At 65.1% G+C, this 21,749-nt stretch carries 22 protein-coding genes; 5 read left to right on the plus strand and 17 right to left on the minus strand.

Features of this window, described 5'->3' with window-relative positions:
- Positions 1 to 9 precede the first annotated feature (9 nt).
- The 3 genes from GGC65_RS07505 (at position 10) to GGC65_RS07515 (ending at position 2,139) form a co-directional block, all read left to right on the plus strand.
- The gene (locus GGC65_RS07505; RefSeq protein WP_192646582.1) at positions 10 to 960 is read left to right on the plus strand and encodes a DUF5996 family protein; all 951 of its coding nucleotides are present in this window, start codon (positions 10 to 12) and stop codon (positions 958 to 960) included.
- A 132-nt stretch (positions 961 to 1,092) separates the two neighbouring features.
- Positions 1,093 to 1,335, plus strand: a complete 243-nt coding sequence (locus tag GGC65_RS07510) for a hypothetical protein (RefSeq protein WP_192646583.1) — start codon at positions 1,093 to 1,095, stop codon at positions 1,333 to 1,335.
- Positions 1,336 to 1,383: 48 nt separating this feature from the next.
- Positions 1,384 to 2,139, plus strand: coding sequence for an alpha/beta fold hydrolase (locus GGC65_RS07515; protein ID WP_192646584.1), 756 nt, complete (start codon positions 1,384 to 1,386; stop codon positions 2,137 to 2,139).
- On the opposite strand, the gene GGC65_RS07520 is transcribed toward GGC65_RS07515, so the two are convergent.
- The 3 genes from GGC65_RS07520 to GGC65_RS07530 all read right to left on the minus strand — a co-directional run bounded on the left by GGC65_RS07520 (position 2,090) and on the right by GGC65_RS07530 (position 6,401).
- Positions 2,090 to 3,133, minus strand: coding sequence for an alpha/beta fold hydrolase (locus GGC65_RS07520; protein WP_225940718.1), 1,044 nt, complete (start codon positions 3,131 to 3,133; stop codon positions 2,090 to 2,092). The genes GGC65_RS07515 and GGC65_RS07520 overlap by 50 nt on opposite strands.
- A gap of 59 nt (positions 3,134 to 3,192) precedes the next feature.
- Positions 3,193 to 4,860 carry an MFS transporter gene (locus tag GGC65_RS07525; protein ID WP_192646586.1) on the minus strand — a complete coding sequence of 556 codons (1,668 nt, stop codon included), beginning with the start codon at positions 4,858 to 4,860 and terminating at the stop codon, positions 3,193 to 3,195.
- 158 nt (positions 4,861 to 5,018) lie between these two features.
- On the minus strand, positions 5,019 to 6,401 hold the full coding sequence (locus tag GGC65_RS07530; protein WP_192646587.1) for a DEAD/DEAH box helicase: 1,383 nt from the start codon (positions 6,399 to 6,401) through the stop codon (positions 5,019 to 5,021).
- A 308-nt stretch (positions 6,402 to 6,709) separates the two neighbouring features.
- Here GGC65_RS07530 and GGC65_RS07535 point away from each other — a divergent pair, with 308 nt between their 5' ends.
- Entirely contained in the window at positions 6,710 to 8,179 is a 1,470-nt protein-coding gene (locus GGC65_RS07535) for a glycerol kinase (protein WP_192646588.1), read from the plus strand.
- 24 nt (positions 8,180 to 8,203) lie between these two features.
- On the opposite strand, the gene rpmE is transcribed toward GGC65_RS07535, so the two are convergent.
- From rpmE to rpsB, 12 genes are all read right to left on the minus strand, one after another.
- A complete protein-coding gene (rpmE, locus tag GGC65_RS07540; protein ID WP_037517493.1) occupies positions 8,204 to 8,431 on the minus strand; it encodes a 50S ribosomal protein L31 in 228 nt (75 codons plus the stop codon).
- Between the two features lie 229 nt (positions 8,432 to 8,660).
- Positions 8,661 to 9,140, minus strand: a complete 480-nt coding sequence (gene fabZ, locus GGC65_RS07545) for a 3-hydroxyacyl-ACP dehydratase FabZ (RefSeq protein ID WP_192646589.1) — start codon at positions 9,138 to 9,140, stop codon at positions 8,661 to 8,663.
- A 6-nt stretch (positions 9,141 to 9,146) separates the two neighbouring features.
- On the minus strand, positions 9,147 to 9,845 hold the full coding sequence (locus tag GGC65_RS07550; protein WP_192646590.1) for an OmpH family outer membrane protein: 699 nt from the start codon (positions 9,843 to 9,845) through the stop codon (positions 9,147 to 9,149).
- The gene (gene bamA, locus GGC65_RS07555; protein WP_192646591.1) at positions 9,845 to 12,535 is read right to left on the minus strand and encodes an outer membrane protein assembly factor BamA; all 2,691 of its coding nucleotides are present in this window, start codon (positions 12,533 to 12,535) and stop codon (positions 9,845 to 9,847) included. The genes GGC65_RS07550 and bamA overlap by 1 nt, the downstream gene beginning before the upstream one ends.
- A gap of 71 nt (positions 12,536 to 12,606) precedes the next feature.
- Positions 12,607 to 13,740 carry an RIP metalloprotease RseP gene (gene rseP, locus GGC65_RS07560; RefSeq protein ID WP_192646592.1) on the minus strand — a complete coding sequence of 378 codons (1,134 nt, stop codon included), beginning with the start codon at positions 13,738 to 13,740 and terminating at the stop codon, positions 12,607 to 12,609.
- Complete coding sequence (locus tag GGC65_RS07565; protein WP_192646593.1) at positions 13,733 to 14,896, minus strand: 1-deoxy-D-xylulose-5-phosphate reductoisomerase; 1,164 nt, start codon at positions 14,894 to 14,896, stop codon at positions 13,733 to 13,735. Before GGC65_RS07565 ends, rseP begins: the two co-directional genes overlap by 8 nt.
- A gap of 1 nt (position 14,897) precedes the next feature.
- Positions 14,898 to 15,572 (minus strand): phosphatidate cytidylyltransferase, encoded by a 675-nt coding sequence (locus GGC65_RS07570; RefSeq protein ID WP_192646594.1) that lies wholly within the window; start codon positions 15,570 to 15,572, stop codon positions 14,898 to 14,900.
- A gap of 3 nt (positions 15,573 to 15,575) precedes the next feature.
- Positions 15,576 to 16,268 carry a polyprenyl diphosphate synthase gene (gene uppS, locus GGC65_RS07575; RefSeq protein ID WP_192646595.1) on the minus strand — a complete coding sequence of 231 codons (693 nt, stop codon included), beginning with the start codon at positions 16,266 to 16,268 and terminating at the stop codon, positions 15,576 to 15,578.
- A 34-nt stretch (positions 16,269 to 16,302) separates the two neighbouring features.
- Positions 16,303 to 16,857, minus strand: a complete 555-nt coding sequence (frr, locus tag GGC65_RS07580) for a ribosome recycling factor (protein WP_192646596.1) — start codon at positions 16,855 to 16,857, stop codon at positions 16,303 to 16,305.
- Positions 16,858 to 16,880: 23 nt separating this feature from the next.
- Positions 16,881 to 17,603, minus strand: coding sequence for a UMP kinase (pyrH, locus tag GGC65_RS07585; protein WP_192646597.1), 723 nt, complete (start codon positions 17,601 to 17,603; stop codon positions 16,881 to 16,883).
- Between the two features lie 116 nt (positions 17,604 to 17,719).
- Positions 17,720 to 18,646 carry a translation elongation factor Ts gene (tsf, locus tag GGC65_RS07590; protein WP_192646598.1) on the minus strand — a complete coding sequence of 309 codons (927 nt, stop codon included), beginning with the start codon at positions 18,644 to 18,646 and terminating at the stop codon, positions 17,720 to 17,722.
- Between the two features lie 130 nt (positions 18,647 to 18,776).
- Positions 18,777 to 19,610, minus strand: coding sequence for a 30S ribosomal protein S2 (gene rpsB / locus GGC65_RS07595; RefSeq protein ID WP_192646599.1), 834 nt, complete (start codon positions 19,608 to 19,610; stop codon positions 18,777 to 18,779).
- A 312-nt stretch (positions 19,611 to 19,922) separates the two neighbouring features.
- On the opposite strand from rpsB, the gene GGC65_RS07600 reads away from it, so the two are divergent.
- On the plus strand, positions 19,923 to 20,183 hold the full coding sequence (locus GGC65_RS07600) for a hypothetical protein (RefSeq protein WP_192646600.1): 261 nt from the start codon (positions 19,923 to 19,925) through the stop codon (positions 20,181 to 20,183).
- Here GGC65_RS07600 and GGC65_RS07605 read toward each other — a convergent pair.
- Together GGC65_RS07605 and GGC65_RS07610 are read right to left on the minus strand one after the other, a co-directional pair.
- A complete protein-coding gene (locus GGC65_RS07605) occupies positions 20,167 to 20,949 on the minus strand; it encodes a phosphatidylcholine/phosphatidylserine synthase (protein WP_318780136.1) in 783 nt (260 codons plus the stop codon). The two genes, GGC65_RS07600 and GGC65_RS07605, sit on opposite strands and share 17 nt — an antisense overlap.
- Before the next feature lie 4 nt (positions 20,950 to 20,953).
- Positions 20,954 to 21,688, minus strand: a complete 735-nt coding sequence (locus GGC65_RS07610) for a phosphatidylserine decarboxylase (protein ID WP_192646602.1) — start codon at positions 21,686 to 21,688, stop codon at positions 20,954 to 20,956.
- Positions 21,689 to 21,749 lie beyond the last annotated feature (61 nt).

The raw sequence follows: 21,749 nt of genomic DNA on the forward strand, positions 1-21,749 counted from the left end.
GGAGCCGCCATGTCATCGAGCGACCCGTCCGCGATCTGGCCCGACCTTAACTGGGCCGACTGGCGCGACACCGCGATCACGCTGCAATTATGGACGCAGATCGTCGGCAAGATCCGGCTGTCGCTGACGCCCTGGCTCAACCACGGCTGGCAGGTGCCGCTCTATGTCAGCACACGCGGGCTCACGACATCGCCGATCCCGATCGGGCATGAACTGCTCGAGATCGAATTCGATTTCATCGTCCACCGCCTGATCTGCCGCACCAGCCAAGGGCAGGAACGCGAACTGGTTCTGGAACCGCGCAGCGTCGCCGATTTCCATGACCGGCTGCTCGGACTGCTCGCCGACCTCGGCATCGCGGTGCGCATCCACGGCGTCCCGAACGAGGTGCCCGATCCGATCCCCTTCGCGCGCGACGAAAGCCACAACAGCTATGATGCCGACGCCGCGCATCGTTTCTGGCGCGCGCTGGTGCAGGTCGACCGCGTCTTCAAACTGTTCCGCAGCGGCTTCCTGGGGAAGGCGAGCCCGGTGCATTTCTTCTGGGGCAGCTTCGACCTCGCCGTCACGCGCTTTTCGGGGCGCGCGGCGCCGCCGCATCCCGGCGGAGTGCCGGGCCTGCCCGACCCGGTGACGCGCGAAGCCTATTCGCACGAGGTCAGCAGCGCGGGATTCTGGCCGGGCGGCGATGCGTTTCCCGAGCCGGCCTTCTATTCCTACGCCTATCCCGAACCGGCGGGGTTTCGGGGCTATCCGGTGTCGCCGCCGGGACGCTTCGATACGGGCATGGGCGAATATATCCTGCCCTATGACGCGGTGCGGACGGCGGCATCGCCCGATGCGATGCTGCTCGACTTCCTCGAACAGACCTATGGCGCGGCGGCCGACGCCGCAGGTTGGGACCGCACCGCACTGGAATGTCCGCTGGGCACTCCGGGGCGCGTTCGCGAGACGAACTGAAGCGCCGCTTCGCCGAGTGGTTGCCGCCGCATCTTGCCCGTATCTGTCGGATTAACTTACAGTTTACCATAGGCCCGAAACGCCGACTCGTGCATTTGCGCCAGTGGCACGGCGCTTGCTTAGGCTATGGTGATGCTGAAGAAGATCGGACGCCTGTTCGTCATCAAGACCCGCTTCGAGGCGTGCCTCATCATCTATGCGCTGGCCGTCGGCGCGATGGCGCGCGGCTCCGCTTACCTGCACGAATATCCGGGGACCGGCGGCAAGCTGTTGTTGCTCGCCTGTACCGGTTCGGTGTTCCTCGCCGGTGCCAAGATTTTCGATTGCCTGCGTCATGAGCAAGCGGCGGCTGCGGCACTAAAACAGGCCGAATAGGTCCCGTCAGCCTTTCACCTGTCACCCGGATATGCGAAGGCGTACGCCATGAGCAGGATCAGCGGCCGCCCGGCCATCAGCAGCGAGCATGTCTATGGCCTCAGCCTGCGCGTCGCGCGCTGGCGTGAGGGCGCCCCCGGCACGCCCCTGCTGTTCCTGAACGGCATCGGGGCCGATCTCGCCGCCGCCGCGCCGCTGCTCGCCCAGATTCATGGCCGCGAAGTATGGACGCTCGACATGCCCGGCGTCGGCGGCTCGCCCGACGCGCTGCTGCCCTATGGCGCGCCGACGATCGCGGCGGTGGTGATGGAGATCGCCGACCGCCTCGGCCACAAGGCGATCGATGTCGCCGGGTTCAGCTGGGGCGGCGCGTTGGCACAGCAGATCGCGATCCAGTTTCCGGGCCGCGTGCGCCGGCTGGTCCTGATGGCGACGACGCCGGTCATGGGTGCGCCGGGGATCGGTTGGGCCGCGATGTTCGACGACGATATGCTGGCGAGCGGGCTCAAGATCCAGACCGCGACCCCGCTCGGCATCGCCTACCAGAGCGCGGCGATGGCGGGATGGAGCAGCGTCGGCTTCCTGTCGGGGCTGAAGAACCTCCCGACGCTGGTACTGATGGGCGAGCAGGATGGCGTGATGCCCGCCTGCTATGGCGAGATGCTTGCCGACCAGATCGACGGCGCGGTGCTGGAAATGGTGCCCGGCTCGCACCTTTTCCCCTTCACCCATGCCGCGGCCATTTCGGCGCGGATCAGCGCGTTTCTGGATCAGCCGGCGACTGGCCAGCAAGCCGCCGCGTAAGGAAATCGGCGATCGCCTTCGCGGTCGCATCGGGAGCTTCCTCCATCGGCAGGTGGCCGATCCCCGGCAGCATCACGACCTCCGACCCCTTTATGCGTTCGTTGAAGGTCTTTGCCGCGCTGGGGTTAATTACGCGGTCCTTGTCGCCGAACAGGATCAGCGTCGGCGCCGTGATCTCGCCCACGCGCGCCGCCATCGCGGGTTCGCGGTCCATCCGCGTGCGCATCACCGTCGCCGCGCGATTCCCGGGAAAACGCAGCAATTCCCAATAGCGATCGATCATCGCGTCATCGACGATCTCCTGTTTCTCGACCGACCCGCGCAGCGATTGTTCGACGAGCATGCGCGGCGTCACGCGCGTCGCGAGCCAGCGGCCGAACGGATATTCGAGGACGCGGAAACCGACATTCGATTCGGGCCTTTTCTCGCCCTTGCGGAGCGGCATGCCGCTTGCGTCAAGGAGCAACAGCGCATCGACACGGTCGGGCTCGGCGAGCGCGTAGCGCCAGCTGACCCAACCGCCCATCGAATTGCCGCCGATGACAAAATGATCGAGTTCGAGCTTGGCCGCGACGACGTCGACCGCGGCGATCATGCCCGCGGCCGAATAATCGGTATCGGGGATCGCGCCGGTCAGGCCATGTCCGGGCAGGTCGAGCGTGACGACGCGCCAGGTCTCGCCAAGCCGCTCCACCAGCGGCTCCCACGTCTGGAGGCTGCTGTTCGCGCCGTGGATCAGGATGATCGCCCGGTCGCCGCGCTTGCCCTGATCGCGGTAATGGATGCGCTGTCCCGCCGGGCCGGCGACGAACGCGCCCGCGGGCCCGCTATATTTGGCGATCATTTCGTCGCGGTCGGTGTCGGGGGTGCGCAGCAACAGGAAGGCGCCAATGATCAATAGGATGATGCCGAGCGGGATCAGCACCCGCTTGCGCCGGTAAAGCGGTCGCCGCGGCGGTGGCGGCGGGTCGAAATCTATGTCGTCGGCAATCATCATGCCCCCCTCAAGGCTTGGCGCGAACCTAGCGCACAGGTCTGGTGGGTCAATCTATCCTAAGGGTGGAGCGACCGGCGGAAGGTTTCGGGCAAGAATATCAGCCCGACGACCAACGTGATCACCGCGACGATCACCGGATACCAGAGGCCATAATAGATATTGCCCGTCGCCGCGACCATCGCGAACGCCGTCGTCGGCAGGAAGCCGCCGAACCAGCCGTTGCCGATATGATAGGGCAGCGACATTGCGGTGTAGCGGATGCGGCTGGGGAACAGCTCGACGAGCAGCGCGGCAATCGGACCGTAAACCATCGTCACGAGCAGCACGAGATAGAAGAGGATCGCGACGACGAGCGGCTTGTTCATGGCGTCGAGATCGGCCTTGGCGGGATAGCCCGCGTCGGCGGTCGCAGCAGCCAGTTCCTTGCGGAACGCTTCGGCCGCCGCGGCGCGATCTTCCTCGGCGAGCCGCCAGGGTTCGGGGGCGACCAGCACGCGCTTGCCGACCCACACATCGGCGGGTTCGCCGGTGCGGCGCGGGCGGGTGATGCTGGTATAGCTGACGCCCGCCTTGGCGAGCGCCGACTTCGCGATGTCGCAGCCAGTGCTTTCGAACTTCTCCTTGCCCACCGGATCGAACTGGAAGGCGCAGGCGCCGGGGTCGGCATTGACCGTGACCGCCGCCGCCTGCTGCGCCTTCGCCATCGCCGGGTTTGCCGCGCTGGTCAGCATCTGGAACGCCGGGAAATAGGTGAGCGCCGCGAGCGCGCAGCCCGCGAGGATGATCGGCTTGCGCCCGACCTTGTCGCTGAGCCAGCCGAAGAAGATGAAGAAGGGCGTGCCGAGCGCGAGCGCGATGGCGATGAGAATGTTGGCGGTCGCGCCGTCGACCTTCAGCGTCTTTTCAAGGAAGAAGAGCGCATAGAATTGCCCCGAATACCAGACCACCGCCTGCCCGGCGACCGCGCCGAACAGCGCGACGATCACCCATTTCAGGTTTTCCCAGCGACCGAAGGCTTCGGTGAGCGGCGCCTTCGAGGTCGTGCCCTCCTCCTTCATCTGCTTGAAGACAGGGCTTTCCTCGAGCTGGAGTCGGATCCAGAGCGACACGCCGAGCAGGATCACCGAGATCAGGAAGGGAATGCGCCAGCCCCAGTCGGCGAACGCTGCCTCGCCCATCGCCGAACGGATGACGATGACGACGCCGAGCGCCGCGAACAGGCCCAGCGTCGCGGTGGTCTGGATGAAGCTGGTGAAGAGGCCGCGTTTGCCATCGGGGGCGTGTTCGGCGACGTAAGTGGCCGCGCCGCCATATTCGCCGCCGAGCGCGAGGCCCTGAACGAGGCGCAACACCACCAACAGGATCGGTGCCGCGACGCCGATCGACGCATAGCTGGGCAAAACGCCGACGAGGAAGGTCGATACCCCCATCAGACCCATGGTGACGAGAAAGGTGTTCTTGCGCCCGACGAGATCGCCGATGCGCCCGAAGACGACCGCACCGAACGGCCTGACCGCAAAGCCCGCAGCGAAGGCGGCGAGCGCGAAGATGAAGCCGGTGGTCTCGTTGACCCCCGAAAAGAACTGCGCCGAAATGATCGTCGCGAGCAGGCCGTAGAGGTAGAAATCATACCATTCGAACACCGTGCCGAGCGACGAGGCAAGGATGACCTTGCGTTCGCTCTGCCGGGTATCGACCGCAACTGCTGCTTCGCCTTCGGCCATCCGTCACCCCTCTCTTGTGTTTTTCCGTCCTTCCGAAGGGGGACATAAAAAACCCCACCTCGCCGGAACGAGATGGGGTTAGCAAAACCGGCTTGCACCGAGCTTTCGCGTCCCCTCATCCGAAGATGAGGGGGAACGTAGCGGCGCGGGAAGCTACGTCAACCGACGCGCTTCACTGCGCCCTTGTGCGCGCCGACGCTCTTGTTCCGCGGGCGGAAGCGGCGCTTGCGCTGACCCTCGGCACCTTCACCGCCGGGTGCGCCGTCGCGGCGCGGCCCCCGATCGCCGCGCGGCTTGTTCCCGTCACGGCCGCGGAGCGCGTCTTCGCGCTGGCGCTGCGGGTTGCGGCCTTTACTGCCGGTATCGCGCGGCGGCTGCGCCGGCTTCGGCAGGTTGCGCACCAGTTCGTTGAAATTCTCGGGCAGCGGCATCGGTTCGGACTTCGTCCGCGTCACACGCTCGATATCGCGCATATAGGTGCGCTCATCGGGGGCGATGAAACTGATCGCCTTGCCCTCGGCCCCCGCGCGCGCGGTGCGGCCGATGCGGTGGACATATTGTTCAGGCACGTTCGGGATCTCGAAGTTGATGACGTGCGACACGCCCGACACGTCGATACCGCGCGCGGCAATGTCGGTCGCGACAAGCAGCTTGATCTCGCCCGAACGGAAAGCCTGCAGCGCGTGGGTGCGCTGCGACTGGCTCTTGTTGCCGTGGATCGCCATCGCCTTGATGTTCGCACCCGCAAGATGGCGCACAACGCGGTCGGCACCATGCTTGGTGCGGGTGAAGATCAGCGCGCGGTCGATATCTTCCTTCTGCACCACGGCGTGGAGCAGCGCCTGCTTTTCCTTCTGTTCGACGAAGGTCGAGAACTGGCGGATCTTTTCCGCCGTGGTCGATTGCGGCGCGACCGACACAGTCACGGGATCCTCGAGGAACTGTTCGGCCAGATGCGCAATTTCCTTCGGCATCGTCGCCGAGAAGAAGAGGTTCTGGCGGCGCGACGGCAGCAGCTTGGCGATGCGGCGCAGCGAGTGGATGAAACCCATGTCCATCATCTGGTCGGCTTCGTCGAGGACGAAGATTTCGACATCGTCCATGCGCAGCGCGCGCTGGTCGATCAGGTCGAGCAGGCGGCCCGGGGTCGCGACGAGAATATCGACGCCGCCCGAAAGGTCGCGGATCTGCTTGTTGATCGGCACGCCGCCGAAGACGGTCGTCACGCTGAGCTTGGTAAAGCGGCCATAGTCGCGGCAGCTCTGCGCGATCTGCGCGGCGAGCTCGCGCGTCGGCGCGAGTACCAGCATGCGGCAGCTGCGCGGATTGGCGCGATGCGGATAGGTCAAGAGGTGATGGATCGAGGGCAGCGAGAAGCCGGCGGTCTTACCGGTGCCGGTCTGCGCGATACCGCACAGATCGCGGCCCTTCATCAGCGGCGGGATCGCCTGCGTCTGGATCGGGGTCGGCTGCGTATAATCCTTGGCGGCAAGCGCGCGATTGATGTCGGCGTGCAGGCCAAAGTCGTTGAAAGTCGTCATAAGATACTCACATAGGGCGACGCGCAGGCGCATCCGTTCGTATCGAACGGACGGCGCACGGCCGCGGGTTCGAAACGACCCGCGTGAAAGGGTGCCTCTGGGGACAAAGCGCTGGTCCGGCTCGCCCGCGCCTGAAAATGGGCGGGAAATCACGCTGCCGGTGGTTGCGGCGGGTGGTCCCGCCATGCTGCGCTGCACAATATATGGCATAATGCCCGCAATTTTGCAAGGTGATTACGAATGTATGTGTCGCGCGCCTTGTCGACGCGCCCTTCTTTCTGCATCAAAAGCAAAAGAGGGAGAGCGACATGGCCGAGATCATCGTCATCGACGAGGGCACGACGTCGACGCGCACGATGCTTTTCGGCGCCGACGGTACCCCGCTCGGCAGCGCGCAGCGCGAAATCCGGCAACATTATCCCGGGCCCGGGCTGGTCGAGCATGACGCCGCCGAAATCTGGGAGGCGACCCTCGCCTGCACGCGCGAGATGATCGACCAGGCCGGCGGCGCCGACCATGTCGCCGCGATCGGGATCACCAACCAGCGCGAGACGGTGGTGTTCTGGGACCGGACGACGGGCGAGCCGCTGGCGCGCGCGATCGTGTGGCAGGACCGGCGCTCGGCCGCCGATTGCGCCGCGCTGAAAGAGGCGGGCCACGAGCCCATGGCGCAAGCAAAGAGCGGATTGCTGCTCGATCCCTATTTTTCGGGGAGCAAGATCGGCTGGGCGTTGAAGCACTGGCCGCAGCTCAAGGAAGCCGGCGACCGGCTCGCGGTCGGGACGGTCGAATCCTATCTGGTCTATCGCCTGACCGGCGGTGTGCATGTCAGCGACGCGAGCAACGCGTCGCGTACGCAGTTGATGGACATCAACGGCGCTGGCGGCTGGGACGCCGAACTCTGCGACCTGCTCGGCGTGCCGATGGGCCTGCTTCCCGAAATCACCGGCTGTACGACGCGCGTCGGCACGACCAGCCCCGCGCTGTTCGGCGGCGCGATCCCCATCTGCGGCATGGCGGGCGACCAGCAAGCGGCCACGATCGGGCAGGCGTGCCTGTTGCCGGGGCAGACCAAGGCGACCTTCGGCACCGGCGCCTTCATCCTGTCGGCAAGCGGCACGGTGCGGCCGGTATCGAACCATCGCCTGCTCGCGACGGTGCTGGTGCAGGAGGGCGACGTTCGCTCCTACGCGCTCGAAGGGTCGGTGTTCGTCGCGGGCAGCCTGATCAAATGGCTCCGCGACGGGCTCGGCCTGCTCGCCAGCGCGGGCGAGAGCGAGGGACTGGCGCGGTCGGTCGCGGACAATGGCGGGGTCTATCTGGTCCCTGCCCTCACCGGGCTTGGCGCGCCGCATTGGCGCCCCGATGCCCTCGCCGCGCTATCGGGGCTCAGCTTTGCGACAACCAAGGCGCACGTCGCGCGCGCGGCGCTGGAGGCGCAAGCCTACCAGGCCCACGACCTCAAATCGGCCTTCGCCGCCGACGGGGTCGACTGGGCCGAACTGCGCATCGACGGCGGCATGGCGGCCAACGACTGGATGGCGCAGGATCTGGCCGATGTGCTGGACCTGACCGTCGAGCGGCCGGATTTCGTCGAAAGCACCGCGCTCGGCGCCGCGATGCTCGCCGCGACCGGCGCGGGGCTCTATCCCGACCTCGCCAGCGCGACGAAGGCAATGCGCGGCACCGCGACGCGCTTCACGCCCGCGCTCGAGCCCGAGAAACGCAAAACGCGCCTTGCCGGGTGGCAAAGCGCGCTTGCAAAGGTTTTGGGCTGATCCCCGCTTGCGCGGTGGATGCCATTAGCGCTTGAGGGTGAGACCACCGAAACGCTTGTTGAACTTCGCGACCTGACCCGCAGCGTCGAGCATGCGTCCGGTACCGCCGGTCCATGCCGGGTGCGCGGTGGGGTCGATTTCGAGCGTCATCGTGTCGCCCTCTTTGCCCCAGGTCGAGCGCGTCTGATATTCGGTGCCATCGGTCATCTTGACCGTGATCATGTGATAGTCGGGGTGAATGTCGTTCTTCATGTCTTGGGCTCCTGTGCCGCTGGTTTCCGACCAGCCGCGTGAGTCGATGCTTCCCCGTCCGGGGCCGCGAAGCGGCGTCCCCTAACGGCGAAAGCCGGATTTTGCAAGCACGCTTTGTTTTCCGGCTAACGCCGGAAGCGGCACCTGCCCGCTCCCCCACCCAGCCTCCCGACATAGTATTCTATGGGAGGCTGGGTGGGGGAGCGGGCAGGTGCCGTCTAACTAACGCTTAGTCGCTCGGCGGATCGGCGATCATCGCGGTGAACTGGCATTCGGTCGCGAGTTGGCCGCCGAGCATCGCCTTGCCTTCGAACTTGCAGATATTCCGCTTCGCCTGAAGGATGGTGACGTGGAGGTCGAGCAATACGCCGGGTTCGACGGGCTTACGGAACTTCACCCCGTCGATGCCCATGAAATAGACGAGCTTGCCCGAGCCGCCGAGGCCGAGCGATTCGATCGCCAATATGCCGCCCGCCTGCGCCAGCGCCTCGACGATGAGGACGCCGGGCATGATCGGCCGGCCGGGGAAATGCCCTTGGAAAAAGGGCTCGTTCATCGTCACCGCCTTGACCGCGTGGATCGAGGTGTCCTTCACCATCGATTCCACCCGGTCGACGAGCAGCATCGGATAACGATGCGGCAACAGCGTCAGGATCCGGCGGATATCCACCGGCCCCAATGCGCCTGCCCCGTTTTCCCCGTCCGTCATCGATCTTTAGCGGGTCGTCGGAGCGGTGCCGGTCGGTGCCGGAGCCGGGGTCGCCGGACGCGCGCCACCCTGTGCGGCGCGGGCCTGGTCCATCAGCTGCTGGTTGCGCTGCTGGACGAGCTGGCCCGGCTGATAACCGGCGGGAACCGCGATCGACACGTTGGGCAGGATGCGGTTGAGTTCGGTCACCACCGCGTCGGTGATGTCGACATTGTTTTCGCGCGCGATCACCGCCTCGGGGTTCACGAGCAGGTCGACCTTTTTCGCGGTCATCGCGGCCTTGATCGCTTCGTTCATGCGAACGCTGATTTGGTCTTCGACATAGGCAATCGCGAGGTCGACCGGCGCGCCGATCTGGCCGAGTTCGGTCTGCGCGGCGCGCTGCTTGTCCTGAACGGCCTTGCCGGCCGCCTGGACCGCGGTTTCGTTGCGCGGCGTCTTTTTGATTTCTTCGTTATATTTGGCAACGAGGACGTTGACTTCGGCCTGCAGCGTCTGGCCGCGCGACTGCTGCTGGTCGATCTGCGCCTTGTAGGTCGTCTCGATCTGGGTCGAGGCGGTCTGGAACGCGTTCGAGCGGGCGGCGGCGACGCGGACGTCGGCGACGCCGACACCCTTGGCCTGCGCAATGGCCGGAGCCGACAGGATGGGCGAAACCGACAGCGTGGCCATCGCCAGCGCCGAAGCGACGAGAAGTTTCTTCATTAGAATTGGGTTCCTACATTGAATGAGAAGCGTTTGGTATCATCGCCCTCTTCTTTACGAAGGGCGTAAGCGAAGTCGATCCGGAAGGGACCGAAAGGAGAGTTCCAGTTCACCCCGGCGCCGATCGACACGCGCGGCATCCAGGTGTCGCCGAAGAAGCGTTCCTCGAACGGATCGAGGCGCGAGAAATCGGTCGGGCAGGTCGTATATTGACCGGTCCCCGTCGGGACGCCCCCCGTCGGGGTGGTAAAGGTTTCGGTTGCGAACTGGGTGACGCCCGTGGTCGCATTGCGGCAAAGCGACTTGGTCAGGCCAAAACCGGGCGCATTCGGATCGGTTTCCCTGAAATTCGCGAGCGTCGTCAACTGCGGACGGCGGACGCTGAACACCGAACCGACGTCGACGAAGATCGACGGGCGAAGTCCCATTTCCTTCGCACCGGTGCCAAGCGGAATATCGAGCTCGAGCCGGCCCTGATAATAAGCGCGGCCACCGAGGGCGTCGTCGATCTGCCCGCGATCGCTGTTGCCGTCGGTCACGACGATCGGATTGGCGGGGTCGCTGTTGTCGACACCATAACGAATGACGCGCGGACCGACGCCGCGAATGTCGAAGCCGCGCATCTGCGGTTCGCCGAGGAAGAAGCGGTCGGTCAGGCGGACCTTGTCGCTGGTCGGGGTCGGACGGCCGCCGAAGGGATAGATATAACCGCCCTCGGCCGACAGGTTGAGGATGAAGCGGCTGCCGAGATTGAAATGCTTGCTGCCCGACAAGCGCGTGCGGACATATTTGACGCTGCCGCCAAGGCCCGCAAAATCCTGGCTGAGCGACAGTGACTGGCCGCGCGTCGGGCGCAGGCGGTTGTCGCGATCGTCATAGGCGAGCGTGTAGCCGAGCAGCGACGTCGTGCGGTTACCGAGCGCATCGCAAAGGTAACGGCCCGCGACCAGCGGGTCGCATTCGTCGCCGAAATAATAGATGTCCTTGTCGAGCGTCACATCGTCGAAATTGATGCTGTAGCGTGCGAAGAAGGACATGAATTCGGTCAGCGGCACACCGGCGTTGATCTGGGCGCCAGTCGTGACCTGCTGGAAGGTCGTGCGACGGTCGTTGTTGATGAAGTTGAACGAGTTCAAATCGCGGCGATAGACGCTGCCGCCAATCGAGATATTGCGGTCGAACAGATAGGGTTCGGTGAAACCGAGTTCGATCGACTTCGAATAGCTCGAATAGTTGACCGACGCCTGGAGCTGCTGGCCGAGGCCGCGGAAGTTGCGCTGGCGGATCGACGCCTGGAGCAGGAAATTCTCGATCGACGAGAAACCGGCCGACAGCGACAGTTCGCCGGTCGGCTTTTCCTCGACATTGGTTTCGAGGATGATGCGGTCGGGCGCGCTGCCTTCCTTGCGCTCGATTTCCAGATTTTCCTGGAAATAACCGAGGCTGTTGATGCGGTTCTCGGTGCGCTTGACGCCGAAGCTGTTGAAGGCGTCGCCTTCGTTCAGGCGGAATTCGCGGCGGACCACTTTATCGTGCGTCAGCGTGTTGCCGTTGACGTCGATGCGCTCGACATAGGTACGCGGGCTTTCGGCGACGTTGAAGGTGATCGCCATCGTCCGGGTTTCAGGGTCGCGGCGGAATTCGGGGTTGATGTCGGCAAAGGCGTAACCGAACAGGCCGGCGGTTTCGCTGAGGCTTTCGACCGTGTCCTCGACCTGCTTGGCGTCGTACCAGTCGCCGGTCTTCATCGGCAGCAGCTTCTTCAGCATTTCGGGCTGGAAGTCGCGGATTTCGCTCTTCACGTCGACGTCGCCGAACTTGTAGCGCTCGCCTTCCTCGACCACATAGGTGATGATGAAGTCCTGCTTGTTGCTCGTCAGCTCGGCCACCGCCGAAATCACGCGGAAATCGGCGTAACCGTTGGTGAGGTAAAAGAGGCGCAGCTTTTGCTGGTCATAAGCGAGGCGGTCGGGGTCATAGCTCGTGTTCGACGACAGGATCGTCATCAGGCTCGACTGCTTCGTCGCCATCTCGTCCTTGAGATCGCCATCGCTGAACCTCTCGTTGCCGATGATGTTGATCTGGCGGACCTTCGACTTCGGCCCTTCGTTGATTTCGAACACGACGTCGACGCGATTCTGGTCGAGCGACACCATCTTGGGCTCGACCGTCGCGGCAAAGCGGCCCTGGCGCTTGTAGAGTTCAATGATGCGCGCGACGTCGGCGCGGACTTTCGAGCGGGTGAAGATCTGGCGCGGCGCGAGCTTGATCTCTGGACGGATCTTGTCTTCCTTCAGGCGCTTGTTGCCTTCCAGGATGACGCGGTTGATCACCGGGTTTTCGGTGACCTGGATCGTCAGCGCACCGGCGTTATCGGTGATCTGGAAATCCTTGAACAATTCGGTCGCGGCGAGGTCCTTCAGCGCCTGATCGAGCACCGAGCGGTCATATTGCTGACCGACGCGCAGGCGCAGGTACGACATGATCGTCTGCGCCTCGAGCCGCTGGTTGCCGACGACGGTGATCGACTGGACGGTCGTCGCGGCCGGAGCCGCTTCGGGAGCCGGCGCCGGGACCGTCGGCGGTGCAACCTGCTGCGCCGCCACCGGCGTCGCAAGCATCGTGCCGGCCAAAAGAATTACCGACAGCTGCGTCCGCGCCGAGAATTTGTGTGAAGCCACGCTGTTCATCCCGAAAAAATAACTAAAAGCGACAAACCCGCCTGACCGCAGGTTCGCGCGCACTCCCTGCCCCAGACTCGCTAGCCAATCAAGCGCGCGATCCCGTCCCACAGGCCCAATGAGCCCAAATCGTTGAAAGTTACGACCAGCATCAATGTAACGACTGCCGCAAAGCCGAAACGAAACGCCCATTCCTGCACCTGCGGCGGCGCGGGGCGCCGACGGACCGCTTCATAGGCAAAGAATAGCAAATGACCACCATCGAGCATGGGCAATGGCAAGAGATTGATGAACCCCAGATTGATGGAAATCAGGGCGATGAAGAATATCAGCGACGCAATCCCCAGCGTCGCCGCCTGCCCCGAAATCTCGGCGATCTTTACCGGCCCGTTCATGTCCTTGATCGAGCGGCGTCCGGTGAGGAACTGGCCGAGCACCTCGCCGGTCTGGCGAACGATTTGCCATGTCTGGTGCAGCCCGACCGCGGGCGCTTCGAGCAGCGATACCGGCTGCAGCTCCTGCGCAGGCGGCGCGACACCGATGATCGCGCGCTCATATTCCTGACCGAAGGGATCCTTGTCCTTGACCAGCCGCGGGGTCAGCTCGACCGTGCGCTCGCTGCCGCTGCGCAGGATCCGTACCTGCATCGCCTCGCCCGGGCGATGCGCGACCGCCATCGGGATATCGCCGAAGGTCTCGATCGGGCGGCCGTCGATCGCGACGATCCGGTCGCCGATGCGCAGACCCGCCGAAGCCGCGGCCGACCCGACCTCGATCCCGCCCGCAACCGGCGGCGTCACCGGCTTGCCGCCCATCCACGCGAAACCCGCGAGGATCAGGATGGCGAAGATAAAATTGGTCACCGGACCCGCAGCAACGATCAGCGAGCGCTTCCACACCGGCTGCGCCGGGAACGTGTGCGATTTCTCCTCGGCGGGGAGCTGCTGCCAGTTCGCATCGGGCTGGCTGACGGCGTCGCGGTCGCCCGCGAACTGGACATAGCCGCCAAGCGGCAGCCAGCCGATCTTCCATTCGGTGCCGCGCTTGTCGGTCCAGCCAAGAATCTTGCGGCCGAAGCCGATCGAAAAGGTGTCGGCCTTCACCCCGCACCAGCGGCCCACGATATAATGGCCATATTCGTGCACGAACACGAGCGGCCCGAGGACAAGCAGGAAAGCGAGGATCGTAAAGGCGAAACCGGGGGTCTCAAGCATGTTCAATTTGGTCCACAAAAATTTGGGCAGCCGCGCGGGATGCCGCATCGACGCTGAATATGCCGTGAAGCGATGTCGGCACGGCCGGCGCATCGGCGTCGATCACCCGGCGCACCGTATCGACGATCGCGGGGAAGGAAATGCGGCCGGCGAGGAAGGCGGCGACTGCGACCTCGTTCGCGGCGTTGAGCTGCGCCGGGCGCGCGCCGCCCTCGGCTATCGCGGCGCGGCAGAGCGCGGTCGCGGGAAAGCGCACTTCGTCGGGCGCCTCGAAATCGAGCCGCGATATGCTTGCGAGATCGAGCGGCGCGCACGGCGTCGCCATCCGCTGCGGCCAGGCGAGCGCGCTGCTGATCGGGATCCGCATGTCGGGCGAGCCGAGCTGGGCGAGCGTCGAGCAGTCGATATATTCGACGAGGCTGTGGATCACCGATTGCGGGTGGACGAGGATTTCGATGCGGTCGAGCCCGACCGGGAACAGGTGATGCGCCTCGATCAGTTCGAGGCCCTTGTTCATCATCGTCGCCGAATCGACGCTGATTTTCGCGCCCATCGACCAGTTCGGATGCGCCACCGCCTGCGCCGGCGTGACGCGCGCCATGTCGGCGGCGCTCATCGTGCGGAAGGGGCCGCCACTCGCGGTCAGGATGATGCGGCGCACCTGATCGATCCGCCCGCCCGCAAGACACTGGAAGATTGCATTATGCTCGCTGTCGACGGGCAGGATCGTCGCGCGCGACGCGCGCGCGGCGGCGGTCATCAGTTCGCCCGCCGAAACCAGCGCCTCCTTGTTGGCGAGCGCGACATCGTGGCCCGCTTCGAGCGCGGCCATCGTCGGCGCGAGGCCCGCGGTGCCGACGATCGCGGCCATCACCAGATCGGTCGGCTGCCGCGCGACGGCGACAAGCGCATCGGCGCCGGCCGCGGTTTCGATGCCGGTGCCCGCGAGCGCGTCTTTCAACGCGCCATAGCGCGCGTCATCGGCGATCACCGCAATATCGGGTCGGAATTCCTTTGCGAGCTTCGCCAGCTCTGCGACATCGCTGTTCGCGGTCAGCACGCCCACAGCCCAGGCCTCGCCATCGCGGCGCACGAGATCGAGGGTCGATTGCCCGACCGATCCCGTCGCACCGAACAGCGAGAGACGGCGCGTCATGTCAGCCCGCCGCCCGCACGGCGATCTGGCCCACAAACGCCAGCGCGCCGAGCAGCAATGCCACCGGCAGCACGCCGTCGACGCGATCGAACAGCCCGCCGTGGCCGGGAATGAGCTTGCCCGAATCCTTGACGCCCGCGCGGCGCTTCATCCAGCTTTGCGCGAGGTCGCCGAGCTGCGCGAGCAGCCCCATGAACAGGCCGATCCACAGCGGCACGCCGATGATGCCCGCGCGGTCGCCGATCGTCGCGCTGGCAATCAGCGCCGCGACCATGCCACCGATCAGCCCCGACCAGGTCTTCGACGGGCTGATCTTGGGCGCGAGGCGCGCGCCGCCAAAGGCGCGGCCGGCGAAATAGGCTCCGATATCGGTCGCCCACACCATGCCGAAGACCCAGAGCGCCGCCGTCATGCCGAGCGCCTCGCGAATGAACCACAGTCCCGCCATCGCGCCGAGGACGAGCACCGGGCCGAGGATATTGAGCGAGGTCTTCGCGCCGCCGCCGAGCGTCATCGCCTTCACGAGCTGGAACCACTCGACCAGAACCAATGCGCCGCCGACGAGAAGCAGCAGGCCGAAAGCGATACCGCCGAACCAGAGCGCCGTGCCCGCAATCGCAAATAGCACGATTGCCGACCCGATCCGCACCCAAAGATCCGATTTGCCCGCTGCCATGAACTAGAGTCCCCCGTAACGGCGGTCGCGCCGCGCAAAATGGTCGAGCGCTGCTTTGAGATCGGCCGGCTTGAAATCGGGCCACAGCTTGTCGGTGAAATAGAGCTCGGCATAGGCCGACTGCCACAGCAGGAAGTTCGACAGCCGCACCTCGCCCGACGTGCGGATGAGCAGATCGAGCGGCGGCATGTCGGCGGTATCGAGATTGGCTTCGATTGCCTCGGCCGTGATCGCGCCCGTCGCAGCGGCGGCGGTCGCGGCGCGCACCAGCTCATCCTGCGCGCCATAGTTCAGCGCGACTGCAAGCGTCGTGCGCTTGTTGCCAGACGTGCGTTCGAGCGCATTGTCGATCAACGCGACGACGTCGGGCGCGAGCGCGCGCCAGTTGCCGATCACTTTCAGCTTCACGTCATTCGCGGCGAATTCATCGAGGTCCGAGAGGATGAAGCGCTTCATCAGCCCCATCAGGTCGCTGACCTCTTCCTCGGGCCTCTTCCAGTTCTCCGACGAAAAGGCGTAGAGCGTCATCGCCTCGATGCCGAGGTCGCCCGCCGCGCGCACGATCGTGCGCACCGCCTCGACCCCGGCCTTGTGGCCGGCGACGCGGGGCAGCAGGCGCTTCTTGGCCCAGCGGCCATTGCCGTCCATGATGATGGCGACATGGCGTGCGCCATGGCTGGCGGCGGCTGTCGTCATAGTCTGTACAAGGTCCCGGAAACCGACCGATCCACTAGCCCAGGATTTCCTTTTCCTTGGCGGCGGCGGCGGCGTCGAGTTCGGCGATCGTCGCGTCGGTCAGCTTCTGCACCTCGGTTTCGGCGCGCTTGCGATCGTCCTCGCTGATTTCCTTCTTGTTCTCGTCGGCCTTGAGGTTGTCCATGCCGTCGCGGCGGACGTTGCGAACCGCGACGCGCGCCTTTTCAGCATATTGACCGGCGAGCTTCGACAGCTCCTTGCGGCGCTCCTGCGTCATTTCGGGGATCGGCAGGCGCAGCATCTGGCCGTCGACGATCGGGTTGAGCCCGAGGCCCGCCGAGCGGATCGCCTTGTCGACCGGGCCGACGTTCGACTTGTCCCACACCTGCACCGACAGCATACGCGGTTCGGGGGCGCTGACCGAGGCGACCTGGTTCAGCGGCATGTGGCTGCCATAGACCTCGACCGTCACCGGATCGAGCAGCGCGGTGTGCGCGCGGCCGGTGCGGAGGCCCGAAAGGTCGCTCTTCAGTGCTTCGACCGCGCCGTGCATGCGGCGTTCGAGGTCGGCCTTGTCATATTTCGCCATCGTCTTTTCCTCTCTTGGTCTTGTCAGGCGGCGTCGCCGACGACGGTGGAAACACCCTCGCCCGCCAGCACGCGCGCCAGATTGCCGGGTTCGCGAATATTGAACACGACGATCGGGATATGGTTGTCGCGGCACAGCGCCACCGCGCTAGCGTCCATCACCTTCAGATTGTCGGCAAGGACGCGGTCATAGCTCAGCGTATCGTAGCGAACCGCGGTCGCATCCTTCTTGGGATCGGCGTTGTAGACGCCGTCGACGCTGGTGCCCTTGAGCAGCGCGTCGCACTTCATTTCGGCGGCGCGAAGCGCGGCGCCGCTGTCGGTCGTGAAATAGGGTGCGCCGACGCCGGCGGCGAAGATCACCACGCGGCCCTTTTCCATATGGCGCTCGGCGCGGCGGCGGATCACCGGCTCGCACACCTTGTCCATCTCGATCGCCGACTGGACGCGGGTTTCGACGCCGAGCTGTTCGAGCGCATTCTGCATCGCGAGCGCGTTCATCACGGTTGCGAGCATGCCCATATAATCGGCCTGCGCACGGTCCATGCCCTTGGCGGCCCCAGCCATGCCGCGGAAGATATTGCCGCCGCCGATGACGAGGCAGATTTCGAGCCCGCGATCCTTCGCTTCCTTGACCTCGGCGGCCATGCTCGCGACGGTTTCGGGGTCGATGCCGAACGGGCTGGAGCCCATCAGCGCCTCGCCCGACAGTTTCAGCAGAATACGTTTCATGCCGGGCAGAGCCATGATCGGGGGAACCTTGTGTAATCGATGAATATGCGAATGGCGCGCACCCTAGAGCGGGCACGCGCCATTGCCAAGCGGACTACCGCGACGAACGCAGCAATCCGGATCTTCTTTTATCAGACGCCGGCGACGGCCGCGACTTCCGCCGCGAAATCGCTTTCTTCCTTCTCGATGCCTTCACCGAGCTGGAAGCGGACGAAGCCCTTGAGCGTGATCGTCGCGCCGACATCCTTGCCGGCTGCGGCGACGACTTCGGCGACCGGGGTCTTGCCGTCCATCACGAAGAGCTGCGACAGCAGCGCGTTTTCCTTGCGGAACTTCGCGATCGAACCGTCGACCATCTTCGAAACGATGTCGGCGGGCTTGCCCGACTGGGCAGCCTTTTCCTCGGCGATCGCGCGTTCGCGGGCGACGAGGTCGGCGTCGAGATCGTCGCCGTTCAGCGCCAGCGGGTTCGCGGCGGCGACGTGCATCGCAAGCTGCTTGCCGAGCGGTTCGAGCACGTCGGCACCGGCGGTCGATTCGAGCGCGACGAGCACGCCGATCTTGCCCATGCCGGGAGCGGCGGCGTTGTGGACATAGCCCGTGACGACGCCCGAGTTCACCGAGACGATGGTCGAACGACGCAGCGACTGGTTTTCACCGATCGTCGCGATGTTGCTGGTCAGCTTCTCGGCGACGGTGCCGCCGCTGGGATAGGTCGCAGCGGCGAGCGCTTCGATGTCCGAGATGTTGCCGGCGAGCGCGACCTGCGTCACGTCGCGGACGAATTCCTGGAACTGCTCATTCTTGCCGACGAAGTCGGTTTCGCTGTTCACTTCGACCATCGCGCCGCGGGTGCCGTCGGTGGCAACGCCAACCAGGCCTTCGGCGGCAACGCGGCCGGCCTTCTTGGCGGCGGCGGCGAGGCCCTTGGTGCGCAGCCAGTCGATCGACGCTTCGATGTCACCGTTGTTTTCGGCGAGCGCCTTTTTGCAGTCCATCATGCCTGCGCCCGTGCGGTCGCGCAGTTCCTTGACGAGAGCGGCCGTGATTTCAGCCATGAGTTGTTCCTTTCAAAAGGGGCGGACCCATCGGATCCGCGGGACGCCCGCGCGCATGGCCGGGCGATAAGTCAAAGGGATGACAGGGACGGCGTGGGCCTTGCCGCGCCGTCCCGTCATGCCCGAGCGATTATGCGTCGCTCTGACGTTCGGTTTCGGCAGCAGCTTCGGCCGGGACCTGTTCGTCCTCGGTCACCGGAGCGGCAGCTTCTTCGACCAGGACGGGTTCGGCGGTCGGCTCGACAGCGGCGCCGAGATCTTCGCCGCGGTTCGCGCGGGCCTGCTGGCCGCCACGGGTTGCCGCCTGGGCAACCGCTTCGCAGTAAAGGCGAATGGCGCGTGCGGCGTCATCGTTCGCCGGAACCGGGAAAGCAATGCCGTCGGGCGAAACGTTCGAATCGAGGATCGCGACGACGGGGATGCCAAGGACGTTGGCTTCCTTGATCGCCAGCTCTTCCTTGTTCGCGTCGATCACGAACATCACGTCGGGAATGCCGCCCATGTCGCGGATGCCGCCCAGGCTCATTTCGAGCTTGTCGCGTTCGCGCGTCTTGTTGAGCACTTCCTTCTTGGTGAGGCCCGAGGTGTCGCCCGAGAGCTGCTCTTCGAGCGTCTTGAGACGCTTGATCGAACCCGAGATCGTCTTCCAGTTGGTGAGCATGCCGCCCAGCCAGCGGTGGTTGACGAAGTGCTGGCCCGAAGCGCGCGCCGCATCGGCGATCGCACCCTGCGCCTGGCGCTTGGTGCCGACGAACAGGACCTTGCCGCCAGCGGCCGAGGTCGAGGCGATGAAGTCGAGCGCGCGCGCGAAGAGCGGCACGGTCTGCGACAGGTCGAGAATGTGGATGCCGTTGCGCGCACCGAAGATATACGGCTTCATGCGCGGGTTCCAACGGTGGGTCTGGTGGCCGAAGTGGGCGCCAGCTTCGATAAGATTCTGCATCGTGACGACAGGTGCCGCCATAGTCTTTCTCCTTCCGGTTGGTCCTCTGGAAAGCAAGAACCGAAGGTCCGCAAGCGGACGATCCGGCACCGGTTTATGTGCGCCTTCCATGTGGAATGGGCGGGCCGTTAGCCGCCTTGGCCGCCAAAAGCAAGGGGCGCGCGCGCCTTTTCGCGTTCAACTGATCGCAGGTGCCGGACTCGGTTCGGCGACAAAGCGACTCCGTTCGTCGCAAAATACTTGAGAACAAAACGGGAACATGGAACGAAAAGCCCCACGAAACCGTCGCTGGTTAACAAAAGGTTTCGCACACGAAAGCCGAAAGGACAAGTCATGGTTCAGGTCGCAGCCGCCCTCCTCTTCACCCTCGCCGCCGGTCTCGGCGTCACGGTGATCCTGGCCATGCTCAAGAATAACGAGAATGCGATTCTCTCGGCGCTGCTGGGCGAAGGCGCCTTCCCGGTCGAAACCGCGCCGCAATCGGGTCCGCTGCCGCAAAAGATGACGCTGCGCCGTTCGCCGGCGCGCCGCGACGCCCCGCGCCCCGTCCGCGCCGCCGCCCGCACGCAGCCGGCGCTCAGCCGCGCCGCCTGACCTTCGCATAGCTCGCGAGCCCGAACGGCAATGTCGCGGCATAGAGAGCACAAACGGCAAGAAGTGTGAGCCAGGGCGCGGTGACGAGTGCGGCGCCGAGAAGGCCGACCCCGGCCAAGGCGAACAGGCGCCACGAACGGCGCAAGCGGATCGATGACCAGCTGTAGGTCGGGATCGCCGATATCATCAGCATCGCAACGCCAAGCGCCCACGGCATCACGACATACCATTCGCGAAACAGATCGCTTCCCGTCGTCAGCCAGAGGTACACCGGCACGAACGACAGGCCCGCACCGGCCGGTGCGGGAATGCCGGTATTGAACCCGGCGGACTTGTGCGGCTGGAAATCGGCATCCATGCGCGAATTGAAGCGCGCGAGGCGCAGCGCGCAGCATACCGCAAGCGCCAGCGCTGCGGTCCAGCCGAATTTGGGCGCATCGGCGAGCGACCAGAGGAACAGGATCATCGCCGGCGCGACGCCGAAGGCGATGACGTCGGACAGCGAATCGAGCTCGGCACCGAACTTGCTCTGCGCGCGCAACAACCGCGCGATGCGCCCGTCCATGCCGTCGAGCACGCCCGCGACGATGATCATCGTAATCGCCGCTTCCCACGCACCGTCGATCGCAAACCGGACGCCGGTCAGTCCCGAGCAGAGCGCAAGCAAGGTGATCGCATTGGGCGCAAAGGCGCGCAGTGGGATACCGCCGATGCGGCGCCGTTCCGCCTCGCCTGGGGCGCCGGCCGAAAGCGGGGCGTCGTCCACCAAATTACTGACCGATTCCGTCGATCGTCTCGGCCTTGCCGATCCGTGCAATCACCGTCTCGCCGGCGAGCGTGCGCTGACCGAGTAGCACCTGCGGTGTCGTTCCCGCGGGCAGGTATACGTCGACGCGGCTGCCGAAACGGATCAACCCGACGCGCTGGCCGGTCATCAGTTCATTGCCCATCGTCACGAAGGGCATGATGCGCCGCGCGACGAGGCCCGCGATCTGGGTAAAGCCGATGCGGACGCCATCGGCGCGTTCGACGACGAAATGCTGGCGCTCATTCTCTTCGCTCGCCTTGTCGAGGTCGGCGTTCACGAACTTGCCCGGAATATAGACGAGCTTGCGCAGCGTCCCTGCCACGGGTGTGCGGTTGATGTGGACGTCGAAGACGCTCATGAAAATCGACACGCGCAGCATCGGCGCCGCGCCGAGGCCATCGGGGCCGGAGATTTCGGGCGGCGGCGGGACTTCGGCGATCTGCGTGACCAGCCCGTCGGCGGGCGCGATGATCAAATCACTGCTCGCGGGCGTGACGCGTACCGGGTCGCGGAAGAAGGCGCCGACCCAGACGGTGACGCCGAGCATCAGCCAGCCGAGGATTTCCCAGCCGAGCAGCCAGAAGCAGAGCGTGACGATACCGGCGATCAAAAGGAATTTGCGGCCTTCGGGATGGACCGAGGGCCAGTGCCATTTGATGCCGCCGCCGGGGCGGTTCGAAGATATGATATTGGACATGGGCGTTCTTCTAGGGGGCAGCTTCTATACTGACAATGGATAAGCTGACCGGCCCGTTCCA

The sequence above is a fragment of the Sphingopyxis sp. OAS728 genome (assembly GCF_014873485.1).
GTDB lineage: Bacteria > Pseudomonadota > Alphaproteobacteria > Sphingomonadales > Sphingomonadaceae > Sphingopyxis.